Here is a 13417-nt window from a genome sequence, read left to right on the forward strand (position 1 = left end):
CTATTTCTTAAATCCTTTGCCAGCAAGCTTTTCGAGACTTAACGGGAAAAGTCAGGTCTATTGAGTTTATTTGCTGAGTCACGTTTAAGCACTTCTAAGAGCAACAATTGGATCGAGTTGGGCAGCACGGCGGGCTGGAGTCACGCCAAAGAATAAACCGATACCACCTGAAACACTGACCGCCAAAACGATCGCTACTGGTGAAACAAAAGTCGCTAATGGTGTCAGTCTTCCAACCAATAAAATGCTACTGACGCCCAAGGCAGTTCCTAGTAAACTACCAGCTACCGACAGCAGCACCGCCTCGACTGTAAACTGAAACAAAATGTCTTGCTGAGTAGCACCGATTGCCTTACGCAGTCCGATTTCTTGGGTACGTTCAGTTACAGAGACTAGCATAGTGTTCATAATGCCAATGCCTCCCACTAGCAGTGAGATACCAGCGATCGCAACTAACATAATAGTCAGTGACCCGGCAATTGTGTTGACAGTCTGCAAGATATCTTTCTGAGCTTGGATGCTAAAGTCATCCTCGCCAGTGATTTTGTGCCGCAACCGCAGTAGGTTGCCGATTTGAAACTGAGCTGCCCGAATGCTGTCTTCATTTTTGGCAGAGACAGCAATTAAGCTTACCTCAACGCCGTAAGGAGAAGTTCGCCCAATGAGGCGGTTAGACATGGTAGTCAGGGGCATATAAAAAGTTTCGTTTTGGTTTGGTTCCAAAAGGGAACCTTTAGATGCCATGACGCCAACTACCTGAAAGCTGACATTTTCAATTCGCACCTGCTTACCGATGGGGTCTTGATTATTGAATATTTTTTTTACTAGTTTTGCTCCCAGTACCACTACCTGGTTATTCCGCTTCAGGTCTATGTCGGTGATGAATCGCCCTTTGGCGACATTAACGCTTTTCACCGACAAGAATGCTGGCGTTGTACCTATAACCTGATTTTTAGAGTTTTTATTGCGGTAAGTAAGCAATTTTCTGGAGTTAATCTGGGGAGCGACTTTTTTGACCGAAGGCACTTGAGCAGCGATCGCCTTGGCATCTTCCAACACCAGCGTTCTCGGATTATCGAAATTAGTGTTGCGAGTTTGGCTAGAGCCGGGAATCACAAACAACATATTTGGCCCTAAGGACTCAAACTCCTTGGTGGCAGACTTTTGCGTTCCTTGTCCCACACCAATCATTGCAATCACCGAAGCATTGCCGATAATCATTCCCAACATCGTCAGGTTGCTGCGGAGTTTGTTTGCCAACAGCGTAGAGACCGCTATTTTAATAATTTCTGCAATATTCATAAACAGTTTTAAATTTTAATAAGTAGAAATGTAGCAGTTCTAATGAATGGCACGCTTGTGTATCGGGTTTAGATTGACTAGGTTCAGAGGAGACTTGGAGATAAATTTTTACCACGTTCCCGTGTCCCCGTGTGCCTGCGTTATTCACTCTTACCCAAATCCGTGGTTTGCCCTTTAGGCAGATCAATGAACACCTTTTCACCCCCTTGTAATCCTTGCAAAACCTGAGTTTGGTCTTCGAGAGTCGGTCCAGTTGTCACAGGGCGAAACTGGGGTTTATTTTTCTGATCTGCTACCAGCACTCCGGTTTTTCCTTGTTGAGTAACAATCGCTACAGTAGGTACTACCAGAGCATTTTTCACGCTTTCGCTGACAATCTTCAGGTCTACATTCATACCAGAGCGCAATTCTATTTGACCAGTATCAATAGCAACCCGCACCTGAAAGGACGTGACATTTTGCTCGACCACAGCTTCCGGCGAAATCAGGTGAACGCGACCCTTAAAGACTTTATCGGGATAGGCATCCGCCATAATATCTACTATCTGTCCCTGCTTAATTTGTCCAATATCGACCTCTGGAACTTGAGCAAGAATCTCTAATCCTCGTGCGATCGCTACAATCGAAGTCGAGGTTGCAGAAGCAGTACTAGAAGCAGAAGTTGTCGGAGTCACAAAAGCCCCCTTTGTCGCATATTTCTGCGTCACAATCCCAGAGAAAGGAGCGCGGATAATCGTATCTTGCAGCTGGACTTCAACAGCCTTGAGCTGCCCTTGGGCAACAGCAACAGCCGCTTGCCGTTGAGCAATTTCCTCTGGACGAGACCCGTTCTTTGCCTGCTTCAACGCTTGCTGTACTTCTATAACAGCTGCTTGCTGTTGGTCAATTTCTTCCGAACGAGTGCCCTTTAGAGACTGCAACAACCGTTGTTGTGCTTCTTTGAGGGTGGCTGTGGCGCTGCGAGCGTCAGATAATAATTCATCCAGCTTGTCCTGTGCAATTGCCCCCTGCTGGACTAAATAACGATAACGTTTCAGGCGTTCGCTTGTCAGTTTCACCTTGGCTTTAGCCTCTTCCACCTTGGCTTTAGCCTGTCCAATTTCCTCTGGACGACTCCCAGCACGAGCTAAAGCCAGTTTGGCTTGGGCTTGTGCCAGACGCGCTCTGGCTTGAGCAATTTCTTCGGGACGGCTGCCAATACGGGCTTGGGTTAGCTGTGCCTGGGATTGCGCTAGGTTAGCACGAGATTGAAACAGTTGTGCTTGAAGCTCCGCATCATCCATACGCGCAACTATTTGTCCTTGTTCCACCCGCTCTCCCTGCTCGACGCGCAACTCTACCAGTCGCCCAGATGTTTTAGGGCTGAGATTGACGCTTTGAGCCGGTACCACCTTGCCACTGGCGATAATACTTAAAATAAGGTTTTTTGATTGTACTGATACGGTGAGTTGAGCAATATCTGATTTAGGCGTCGCCCGATTTACGATCGAGTAACTAGCAGCAGAAATGACTAGTATGCTAGATGCCATCAGCCCAAGGAAGCGAGGAGCAGGTTGGTTGAGCTTGCCCAAGAAGGATTTTCCCGTCTCTTTTGAGTGAGAAATATTTTCTTTTTCTTTGTGAATGTAGTAAAAAAGTTTTTTGAAGGAAATTTGCATAGTTGGAGATGCTTTACGAACAAAGGTCAATTTCCGATAAGATTGCCTGACAAAATTCGCCGGGGTTGTTAGCTGAAACAAAAAGACGCTTGGCTTGATGCTCTGATTTGCCAAAGAGACTAAAAACTGCGACAGGTCTATTGAGAGTGATTTCGACGATTGGCGACCCTTTAACAGTAAAAAAGGCAACATCCTTGTTGAGAGTACGGCAAGGTATGAAATTAGCTACTAACGGGCGAACTGTTTCTACTGCTGTAGTTGGAAATCGAGTATGACTAAGTATGCCACGATTGATTTGAATTTCTGTGGAGGTAATTTGGTGGGGGCGGCGCTTCATTGTTACATAGATGCCAAGTGTCCACAAAATTGTCCATAGATGCGCTAGAAAAAGTAGAACTCCGAGGATTGTAAAATTAATTCGGATTAAGCTCTGGAACAAAAGAAGTTCAGGAATTAAGCTAATCAGCAAAGTAATGCTCAAAAACCGAAAATTAGAGTTTTTTACGTAACCATAACCCGTTTTATCGGGGATACTAAACCTATGTAAAATTGCATATACAGCAGAACCAATAATTACAATTTCATATGCTGTCCATTTTGCGAGCGCTATTGGCAAAAAGAGAAACAAAACCTTCATAATGGCAATTTCTCTTGGCTCTTCGGCTTTTCGATCGTGGCGTTGGCGCATGGCAACAAAAATGCCAGCTAAAATTAAAAGAATCTCTACGACGGCTATCACTCCGGCGGTAATTTCTCGTGAAGCTTTGCCGAAAAGAAGGAGTCCTAGTTCGAGGAAGATAACCGCAGGTATGATGATTCGAGTCCAAGGTAAACGGGCGTAGCAGACATCAACTAAGGTGAAAATAATGCGTGAAAAGCAGATAACAAACACCAAAAAGCTTGCCCAGAATACGCCTGTGCGAGCAAAGAAAATCGCGTCAGGGAAAACAAACCGGAAAATAAGAATCAGTATGACCAGCGCTAGACCCGAAATCCCAACCAGCCGCCTTTTCAGAGAAATTTGAGGCTGGCGAATGTTTGCTAAATAAAAGTTATCATTCATATACTTAAGCGAGTGGTGATGAACTCGCCATTATCTAAAAAGCTGTTAGTAAATTATTATGAATAACCCCAAGAAATCGGTTCTTTCTGGGTTCTAAGCTAAAAAACATCTAATTTGCATAATCAAATTAAACATAACTCTTGTGGGGTGGGCATCTTGCCCGCCCAGCTTATGCAATTTAAATATGGAACAGCTCATAACAAGAAACTGGTTTGCAATCCAAAAATCAACCCGGTTTCTGTAACCTTAATTTTTGTTCAGAAACAGCCTAGAAGAAATGTCATGCTTGCTCAAGCAAGACAATACTGACAATCTTGTAAAAGATTTCCCGATACTTTTTTACCCAGAAGCAACCCAGCAAACGCAACAGCCAACCTAGCTTTGTTTCGCGGTTAAGGCGGTGTGCTTCTTCCCATAAAGAATGAAATTCAGCAACCTTCCAACTGTAACGCTGGAAAAATTCGATCCCTTCATTAGGGGCGAATTGCATTTTGGCATTACCATCTGCAAAATATTTGCTGTATTTCGTCTGATGAACGCCTTTCAATGCCAACGGTGACATTAGCTCAAACAGCCACCAACGGAAGTTGGAATGTGCTTGCAAGCCAGCAGCCAACGAAGCCACTTGAGTGTATGTTAGATAGGCAAGAAGTCCTTCGGTAATTACAAGCACCTGTTTTGCCTCAGTGCTAACCCTAGACAATAGAGCGTTCCTAGAAGCAATATCCGTGAGATCCAACTTAACTAATTCCAGAGAACACATCGGGCGCTCGTGGGCAAGTTTCTGTTCTTTGTAAGAAAGGAGCGCTGGGAAATCAACTTCAATCCAGCGAAGCGATGAAGGTAAGGACAGTCGGTATGGGCGAGTGTCAAGTCCAGCAGCCAGGTTAAGCACAGTATCAACACCTTCTTTTTTAATCAGATGTAAGATCATCTCGTCAATGACATAGGTGCGAACCGCGATTGCCAACGCTTTAGATTTTTGGCGTCCTATTGTCCGCACTATCTCTTCACCGCGCTTTCCAGCCAAAATCTGAGCAAAGGGGTCTTGGAAAAGAGCGTCTGGACGATCGCTTTCCATCGCGCGATAAGTAGCTACTAAACGGGCAGTATCAGAAATATTTTCAATCGGAGAAGAAGTACTCATCTGTTTTCGTCCATCATTCCAAGAGAGTCAATTATGGTGGAAACAACCCCACCGAGGATGAAATTAGTTCAGATAGAGTCTTAGAATCTGTTTTGCAACGCGTAACTCCTGATCTAACAATGCTAATTAGGTAGTCAAATTACCTACTCTTAACATTTGCCATATACCTAAGACTCACAATTTTTAGCGCTCAACTATCTGTCCAAGTCTTTGAGTGCAGTCTGCGCCACATGTTGGACGTAAAAATGCTTATCCTGCAATGCTTGCTGCCAAATTTCTAGGGCAGAATTCTTCTCCAAAACCGCTAAGGAATCATACGCAGTGGCACGCAATCGCGGAGAACTATGCCGCATCGCTAAGGACTCAAGGGTATTGACAGTTGTGCTGTCACCAATGTACCGAGCAAGGTGACAGAGCATCACGCGGCCTGTACCAGGATTTTTGACATAATCAGTAATTGTTCCCGCGTTTAAATCGAACGAATACTGATTATTTATGTTTATCTCAGGTGATACAATCATCAAATTTAATGAAATTGAAAATTCCTGCGGGTGCTCTTGAGAATGAACATCGCGAGAAGCACGATAAAGCATTATCTTGCCTTCAGGTAGAAAAGTATGTTCTAGAAAACGAAGATTGACCTTTTCGCCAGGAACACCAATAATTTTTTCGGAATCGTATTCATATATCGTTGTTCCATATCCCGAACCTAAATAACCTACAGTCAAGAACGAAAAGTTATGGTCATGGGGAAATAAATAAGAAAATACTTTATTTTGCCACTCTCTATCTTCAGGTACTTTAGATGGTGGCATCCACATATTAGCCCGCACAAAAAAACCCTTTCCATTACCTAACATCAACGTCTGTGATGAGTAGGAGTTGGTCGTCTGGAAATTATTCCATTCCAACAGTTCGCGGTTGAATCTTTTGATGAGAAAGTGTCGATTATTTGCTAGCGCCTTCAAATGTTCAGCCGATTCTATGATGCTATCTAAGTCCTTAAGATCCACAGTTGATGATATGTACTCAATATATTCTTCCAAGTTGATAGACTTGTCAGTGTTGATATCGATAGTTATAGCCACAGGTAAACTCCATGAGATTGTAGTTCGTTTTTATATCTTGTGCGCCGACACATTATTCTGAACAAGCCTGTTTTAAGCTGGAAGCTTATCTAGCGATCGCCGTGCAGCATTTCTGATATGAGGATGAGGATCTTCTAAAGCAGTATGGAGCAAATTCACCCCTTGTGTGAAGTCCAGCCGTGCGACACTCCGAATAGCTGCCCATCGCACATAATGGTCTTCGTGTTCTAGAAGGGTTTTCAATGCAGGTATTGATGTATCATCACCAAGTTCAGAAAGCATCCACGCTGTGTATTCCAAACGTGACGACAAAAAATCTGCAGATATAGCTCTCGTCGGAAAAAGTGTGGAACTATCGTACTCCCAAAGTAGAGGCGCTACAGTCTTTGATGTAAAGACAACCAATATTAATGGCTTCTCAGGTGGTCGAACGCGAAATATATCCACTGGAGCACGAAACAAGCCAACATCTCCTGATTCAAGTATGCGACTTCCTTTGTCCACAACACGTTTTTTTCGATCAAATATCTCAATTGGATCGGGATTTGGTTGCTCAAAAGTATCTAAAGTAGCTACGCCACTTCCACTGAAGTCAACGATGCCAACCATGTAATGCTGACTAATACTGTAAATATAATTAGTCAAGATTGCGCTAGGGTCTAGTAACTTCATTACTAAAGAAAAGTTTTCTGAGCGCAAAATTAACATTTCCACTTCAGAAGTCCCATCGGGCGAATAGGTTTCGTCATCGACGAACCTCGCCATTTCGTAGTTTAAGACATCCTTAAGAAAATTTGATTGCAGGAGTTCTCTGAAGTAAGGCTCACATTGCCAAAACGCTTCAGGATCGTCAACCGATGTGAACCTTTCGATCTGCTCAACAAAAGTTGCTAGCTTTGGAACAGCTTTGAGACGTTCACCGGACGTTATAGATACAGGGGAAGAATTTCTGCGTGAATTCATAAGACTCCTTAGTGACAAACTCGAAAAAACTCTACGCACAGCCAATCTCTCAGACATCAACCTGGCTTTATGTAGTTAAACTTAACCTGTGACTACATACACTACTAGGCATCAATCTCAGGGAACCCAGCCACTTTCATGAGGAATTGGTTTTCGTGAAACTGGCTGGGCTTCAAAATTAACTACTGAGAGTCAGTAGTGTTCACCTAAAAACTGTTACTCAGCACCGCCAACTAAGATTAAGAGAATAATAGCTGGGAACCAAAGAGTTCCATCACCAGAGTTTGGGGGGGCTACTACTTCTTCTAAATCTTCCAGAAGCAAACCATTCGTATTTTTCTTGTTCAACATTTGAGTTCTCCTTTGAGAAATTATTGGTGGTTTTACTTGAACTGAAGGTAATGGCATATTTGCCTTCCCTCTGATTCTTAATTGGTAGGAGTGGCATAAGTTTATTCACTTCTCAAATCGACCCTATTCACAATTACCCGATCGCGACTCATGACAATGAGCAATAACAAAGCTCTATATCAGCAATTATCGTTATGAGAATAGTTATCAGTACCATCAGGAAATATGCAAATCTCATAATACACATCTGGTAAAAAAGTAGAGTAGAGACGTAGCACTGCTACGTCTCTACAAGGTTTCTGGGTAACACATATTTAATTTCACCAGATGTCTAATGAGAATGGCTAGGATTTGAAGTTTTTGGCAATCTCAGCAAAAATTCATCCAACTCAGGGTTAATTATATTAGGATGCACAAAGCTGTAATCATCCAAAATCCAAAACTCAAAGTGGCATGACCTATCTAGAAACAGCAGCGCAGTTCTACCGCGAAGTTGCCCAAACCCCGCAAGTTGGACTTTGTTGTGTACAAAGTACGCCCCTGCAACTACCAGGATTGAAAATTCCTTTGCCAATGCAGGAAATGAATTATGGTTGTGGCACCACTGTTCACCCCACCGAACTAGGAAACCAACCTACTGTGCTGTACGTCGGCGTTGGTGGCGGCTTAGAAGCGTTGCAATTCGCTTATTTTTCACGTTATGCAAGTGCTGTAATTGCCGTTGAACCGGTTGGCGCTATGCGGGAAGCAGCTGCACGTAATTTGGAAATTGCTGCTCAAGAAAACCCCTGGTTTAACACCAGCTTTGTCGAAATCCGCGAAGGTGATGCTTTTAATTTACCTGTTGCTGATGCTAGCGTTGATATCGTGGCACAAAATTGCCTTTTCAACATCTTTGAACCAGAAGATTTAACTCGTGCTTTAAAAGAAGCATATCGGGTATTAAAGCCAGGTGGACGCTTGCAGATGAGCGATCCAATTGCTACTCGTCCTATTCCAGCACATCTTCAACAAGATGAACGACTGAGAGCCATGTGTTTATCAGGCGCACTCACATATCAAGAGTATACTGAAAGAATTATAAATGCTGGTTTTGGTCAAGTTGAAATTCGTGCCCGTCGTCCCTATCGCTTACTAGATGCCCATACTTATAATTTAGAAGAAAACCTACTTTTAGAAAGTCTGGATTCTGTTTCATTTAAGGTTGTAATTCCAGAAGATGGTGCTTGCATTTTTACTGGAAAAACAGCAATTTATGCTGGTACTGAACCCTTCTTTGACGATTTGGCAGGCCATCTACTTCAGCTAGGTATTCCGGCTGCGGTGTGTGATAAAACGGCTGCTAAACTTGCTGCTAGTAAGCCAGCAGAAATAATTGTTACCAATTCAACCTGGCATTATAGCGGTGGTGGCTGCTGTTAATTTATTCAGAAGGAATTCAGGTGTCAGGAGTCAGAATGGGCTAAACCTTAGCTATCCGCTAACAGAATGGTTCTGTGCGACACTTCTCTACGTTCGCGCAGCGTGTCGCAGACAGACGCTTTGCGTAGCTTGTTTCCCCGGAGGGGTACGACAAGCTCAGTGCATCGCTGGGTAATGAATGCACAATTTGCATATTTCACGAATTACATTCTGAATTCTAGATTCTGACTTCTTTCTTCTTTATAAACTCCAAAATGTTGTTAATTAGTCTGTTTTTAGCTACGCTTTTTTTAGCATATTCAAATGGAGCAAATGATAATTTTAAAGGTGTAGCGACGCTGTTTGGTAGCCGAACTAGCAGTTATCAAACAGCAATTTTGTGGGCAACTTTTACAACTTTTGCTGGTGCAATAACTGCTACTTTTTTAGCAGGAGCATTAATTAAAAACTTCTCTGGAAAAGGACTATTACCTGATGCGATCGCTAATTCTCCAGAGTTTCATCTTGCAGTAGCGATCGCTACTGGATTGACTGTACTCATTGCCACTCTCATGGGGTTTCCCATTTCCACAACTCACAGTTTAACAGGTGCGCTAGTTGGCGCTGGATTAGTTGCGATCGGACTACAAGTTAATTTTGCCGCTTTAGGAACTTCCTTTATTTTGCCTTTATTACTCAGTCCACTCATTGCTATTTCCTTGGGAGCAGGAATTTACAGCTTATCTGGCTATATTAATTCAAAATGGCATCTACCAGTCAACCAAAAAATGATTGATAGTTGCCATTTTGTCAGTGCTGGAATTATCAGTTTTGCTAGAGGATTAAATGATACTCCTAAGATTGTTTCACTCATCCTAATTATTGAATATTTCTCGATTCAGGGAGGAGCGATCGTGATAGCGATCGCAATGGCACTTGGCGGTTTACTTAACTCTCAAAAAGTTGCAATAACCATGAGTGAAAAGATTACCTCAATGAATCATACTCAAGGACTATCAGCAAATATAGTAACTGGGGTTCTGGTGATTGCAGCTACTCGGTTTGGGCTTCCAGTTTCTACCACTTACACTTCAGTAGGTTCTATTTTTGGTGTAGGATTAATTAGCAAAAAATCTAAATCTAATACGCGTGTTTTTTATCAGATTCTACTATCGTGGATTTTAACTTTACCAACTGCTGCAATTATTAGTGCAATAACCTACAGATTATTGCAAGGTTAGAAAAATTGAATATTGTTGTGCAATTTTTTAGGAGTAGTAACTAATGCAAACTCAACCAAAAATTTTACTAGATACAGCAGTTACAGCCTTTAAAAATAAACTCAGTTCACCTTTGACAAAAAAAGGAATCACTGTTTTACAAATTAATCTAGGTAAGCGTTGTAATCTTACTTGTACACACTGTCATGTCGAAGCCGGGCCAAAACGTACAGAAGAACTTTCTCCTGAAATTTGCGAACAATTGATTTCAATAATCCATAAATTTCCCGAAATTAAAATTGTGGATTTGACTGGTGGCGCACCCGAAATGAATTATGGATTTAAGCCACTGGTAGAAGCAGCAAAAGCAACTGGTAAACAAGTCATTGCCCGGTCTAATTTGACTATTTATTTTGAAGATGGATTTGATGATTTACCAGAATACTTTGCTAAACACCAAGTAAGAGTTGTGGCTTCTCTGCCCTGTTACCTAGCAGATAATGTTGATACAATGCGCGGTACTGGTGTTTTTGATAGTTCAGTCAAAGCTTTGCAGTGGCTTAATCAACTCGGCTATGGTAAAGACCAAAACTTAATTTTGGACTTGGTTTTTAATCCTCAGTTGCCCACCGATGAAAAATTTTCTTTAGCTCCCGAACAGAGTAACCTAGAACGAGATTACAAAATGTTCTTACAAGAACATTTTAATATTGTGTTTAACAACCTCTTCACCTTTACCAACTTACCAGTTGGTAGAACCAAAATGCATTTAGAACGGAGAAAACTATACGCTAGCTATTTGCAGTTTTTAGAGTCGCATTTTAATCCCAGCACAGTTGAACATTTAATGTGTCGCGATGAACTTTCAATTGACTATCTGGGCAATGTATATGATTGTGACTTTAACCAAATGATGAATTTGCCTGCAAAAACTCGCAATGGTGAAACTTTGACAGTTGGCAAATTGTTAGAAGCTGGCAATTTAGACTTGATTAGTGAGGTACAAACTGCTGCTTATTGCTATGGTTGTACTGCTGGGTGTGGTTCTAGTTGTGGTGGCGCTTTGCTCTAATGTCTTTTATCGATGAAATTAATCCTGTCAATGCTTTGATTGTGGGAGCCAGCCAAGGTATTGGTTTGGGTTTTGTGAAAAAATTGCTACAAGATGACAGAATAGCTAAAATTTATGCAACTTCTCGTCAACCAAAATCGGCCTTAGAGTTAATAGCTCTTGCAGACGAATATCCTGAACGATTAATTTATTTAGAGATGGATATTACTGACGAGTTACAGATTATTGAAGCTGTTCAAAAAATACATACTCAAATTGATAAACTGTATTTGGTAGTCAACTGTGTAGGACTGTTACATGAAGATACTTTGCAACCTGAAAAAAGCTTAAGACAGATCAATTCAGAAAATTTGCTGCGCTACTTTCAGATAAATAGTATTGGTGCTGTCTTACTGGCTAAACATTTATTGCCTTTGTTTCGTCATGGCGATCGCAGTGTGTTTGCCACTATTTCTGCTAAATTGGGCAGTATTGGCGATAACCAACTTGGTGGATGGTACGGCTATCGGGCTTCTAAAGCAGCACTCAATATGTTGATGCGAACTGCGGCAATTGAGTATAAAAGAAGTTGTCCGAAAGCATTAGTAGTAACATTGCATCCTGGTACAACTGATACCCGCCTTTCTCGTCCTTTCCAGGGAAATGTCCCTGCGGAAAAATTATTTTCAGTGGAACGTACTGTTACCCAATTATTGGCTGTCATCGAACAGCTTCAAGAAGGCGATAGTGGACAGTTTTTCTCATGGGATGGGAGCAGATTGCCTTGGTAACTGCGTTACGCTGATGCTAATGAAACTTACGTTATTTGTAACCTCAGCCTATGAAGTTTTTTGTCCCAGCAGCCAAGGATGATATCAAAGCAGAGCAGGTATATAGCGCTCTTGCTCAGTCTCTTAAAGCACCAATAACCGAAAAGCGTATTTGGAAGTTAGAGTGGCGCGATCGCGAAATTGATATGGAATGCGAGGTAGGGAAACCTTTACCATCCTTTTACCAAACAGGGAAAGAGCTAGTTCTGGCAATCTTTGAGTGTGAAAACCTTTATAAGATTTGTACTCTTACCCGTGGAGGAGTAAAGGGAGAACCTATTTTGGTTGGAAAAAACTCTCAATCTTCAGCAACGTATTTTTCAGATAATGTAAATAACTGACTCTGCATTTTAATATGCGATCGCCTTTTTCTTAAAATCTCATGTACTGAAATCTAAGAACTAGGAAACTCTAATTCAGCGCTTCCCCGTCCTAACTGCACCACCTCAGATGCTAGGTGTCGCTCTAACCAATCTTCCAAATCAGCCATTACCTCTCGATAATTGAGGTCACGCTGAATTTCGTGATAGGCTTCTGGATACTCAATTCTCAGCTTATCTGTATAGTTTACCAGTTGATAAAAGATATCGCTTCCCACAGGCAAAGCTACTCGGTCTGCGCCACCGTGGAGAATCAATAATGGTAATTGCCAATCACCTGCGTGAGCATTAATCCAATCAACTGTTGCAAAGAATTCTGTAGCCAGACGGGCAGTACCAAGGGTATGTCGCAGTGTATCCTGAGCGATCGCAGCTAAAACCTGCGGATCTCGTGAACCAGCACTGATGTCAATGCCTGTATTTAGGGTGAAACGCGGCCACACCCGTGAGAGCATTTTTCCTAAAAGTACCCGAATCGGTGAAACCCCAACTTTCCCCAAGGTTGGCGCAAGAGCGATCGCTCCCTGCAATAATGATGCTTGTTGGGGATATCGCAGAATGTAATCTAAGACAATCACCGCGCCTAAACTGTGTCCCAAGAGAAAAACTGGACATCCAGGATTCTGAGTCTGAATTAACTGTAAAAAAGCTCCCAAGTCTTCACGAAACTCACTCCAAGCGTTGATATAGCCTTGCTGACCCGGTGAGCGTCCATGACCGCGCAAGTCTAAGGCGTAGACAGCATATTGCTTGGGTATCAACTGCTCAATTATATTACTGTAGCGATCGCTGTGTCCTCCGAGTCCATGTACAATGGCTAATATCGCCCGGACTTTACCCTCTGGATGCCAGCTTTGATAATACAGTTCAAGTCCTCCCACACCTGGGAATCTACCTTGTTTATGAGAGAGTATGCGATCGCTATGGTCAATCATAGGGTTAATTTTTTATCTACATTTAAAT

The 13417-nt window shown here is 42.3% G+C and carries 13 protein-coding genes; 5 read left to right on the forward strand and 8 right to left on the reverse strand.

Going from position 1 to position 13417, the window contains the following annotated elements; translation table 11 throughout:
- Positions 1-84 precede the first annotated feature (84 nt).
- The 7 genes from ACM0OX_RS21750 to ACM0OX_RS21780 all read right to left on the reverse strand — a co-directional run bounded on the left by ACM0OX_RS21750 (position 85) and on the right by ACM0OX_RS21780 (position 7629).
- Positions 85-1302, reverse strand: a complete 1218-nt coding sequence (locus ACM0OX_RS21750) for an ABC transporter permease (RefSeq protein WP_414517054.1) — start codon at positions 1300-1302, stop codon at positions 85-87.
- A 140-nt stretch (positions 1303-1442) separates the two neighbouring features.
- On the reverse strand, positions 1443-2960 hold the full coding sequence (locus ACM0OX_RS21755) for an efflux RND transporter periplasmic adaptor subunit (RefSeq protein ID WP_414517055.1): 1518 nt from the start codon (positions 2958-2960) through the stop codon (positions 1443-1445).
- Positions 2961-2973: 13 nt separating this feature from the next.
- A complete protein-coding gene (locus tag ACM0OX_RS21760) occupies positions 2974-4023 on the reverse strand; it encodes a hypothetical protein (protein ID WP_414517056.1) in 1050 nt (349 codons plus the stop codon).
- Positions 4024-4303: 280 nt separating this feature from the next.
- Positions 4304-5170: a class I SAM-dependent methyltransferase gene (locus ACM0OX_RS21765; protein ID WP_414517057.1), complete on the reverse strand. Its 867-nt coding sequence runs from the start codon at positions 5168-5170 to the stop codon at positions 4304-4306.
- Positions 5171-5364: 194 nt separating this feature from the next.
- Positions 5365-6258, reverse strand: coding sequence for a HEAT repeat domain-containing protein (locus ACM0OX_RS21770; protein ID WP_414517058.1), 894 nt, complete (start codon positions 6256-6258; stop codon positions 5365-5367).
- A gap of 72 nt (positions 6259-6330) precedes the next feature.
- A complete protein-coding gene (locus ACM0OX_RS21775) occupies positions 6331-7221 on the reverse strand; it encodes a HEAT repeat domain-containing protein (protein ID WP_414517059.1) in 891 nt (296 codons plus the stop codon).
- A 216-nt stretch (positions 7222-7437) separates the two neighbouring features.
- Positions 7438-7629 carry a hypothetical protein gene (locus ACM0OX_RS21780; RefSeq protein WP_414517060.1) on the reverse strand — a complete coding sequence of 64 codons (192 nt, stop codon included), beginning with the start codon at positions 7627-7629 and terminating at the stop codon, positions 7438-7440.
- A gap of 396 nt (positions 7630-8025) precedes the next feature.
- Here ACM0OX_RS21780 and arsM point away from each other — a divergent pair, with 396 nt between their 5' ends.
- The 5 genes from arsM (at position 8026) to ACM0OX_RS21805 (ending at position 12415) form a co-directional block, all read left to right on the forward strand.
- Positions 8026-8994: an arsenosugar biosynthesis arsenite methyltransferase ArsM gene (arsM, locus tag ACM0OX_RS21785; protein WP_414517062.1), complete on the forward strand. Its 969-nt coding sequence runs from the start codon at positions 8026-8028 to the stop codon at positions 8992-8994.
- A gap of 254 nt (positions 8995-9248) precedes the next feature.
- Entirely contained in the window at positions 9249-10214 is a 966-nt protein-coding gene (locus ACM0OX_RS21790; protein ID WP_414517064.1) for an anion permease, read from the forward strand.
- 43 nt (positions 10215-10257) lie between these two features.
- Positions 10258-11265 carry an arsenosugar biosynthesis radical SAM (seleno)protein ArsS gene (arsS, locus tag ACM0OX_RS21795; protein ID WP_414517065.1) on the forward strand — a complete coding sequence of 336 codons (1008 nt, stop codon included), beginning with the start codon at positions 10258-10260 and terminating at the stop codon, positions 11263-11265.
- Complete coding sequence (locus ACM0OX_RS21800) at positions 11265-12035, forward strand: SDR family NAD(P)-dependent oxidoreductase (RefSeq protein WP_414517066.1); 771 nt, start codon at positions 11265-11267, stop codon at positions 12033-12035. The genes arsS and ACM0OX_RS21800 overlap by 1 nt, the downstream gene beginning before the upstream one ends.
- 50 nt (positions 12036-12085) lie before the next feature.
- Complete coding sequence (locus tag ACM0OX_RS21805) at positions 12086-12415, forward strand: hypothetical protein (protein ID WP_414517067.1); 330 nt, start codon at positions 12086-12088, stop codon at positions 12413-12415.
- Positions 12416-12468: 53 nt separating this feature from the next.
- Here the strand turns inward: ACM0OX_RS21805 and ACM0OX_RS21810 are convergent, their stop codons facing one another.
- Positions 12469-13389 (reverse strand): lysophospholipase, encoded by a 921-nt coding sequence (locus tag ACM0OX_RS21810; protein ID WP_414517068.1) that lies wholly within the window; start codon positions 13387-13389, stop codon positions 12469-12471.
- Positions 13390-13417 lie beyond the last annotated feature (28 nt).

The organism is Nostoc sp. PCC 9305 (assembly GCF_963920915.1).
In the GTDB taxonomy this organism is placed as follows: Bacteria; Cyanobacteriota; Cyanobacteriia; order Cyanobacteriales; family Nostocaceae; genus Nostoc.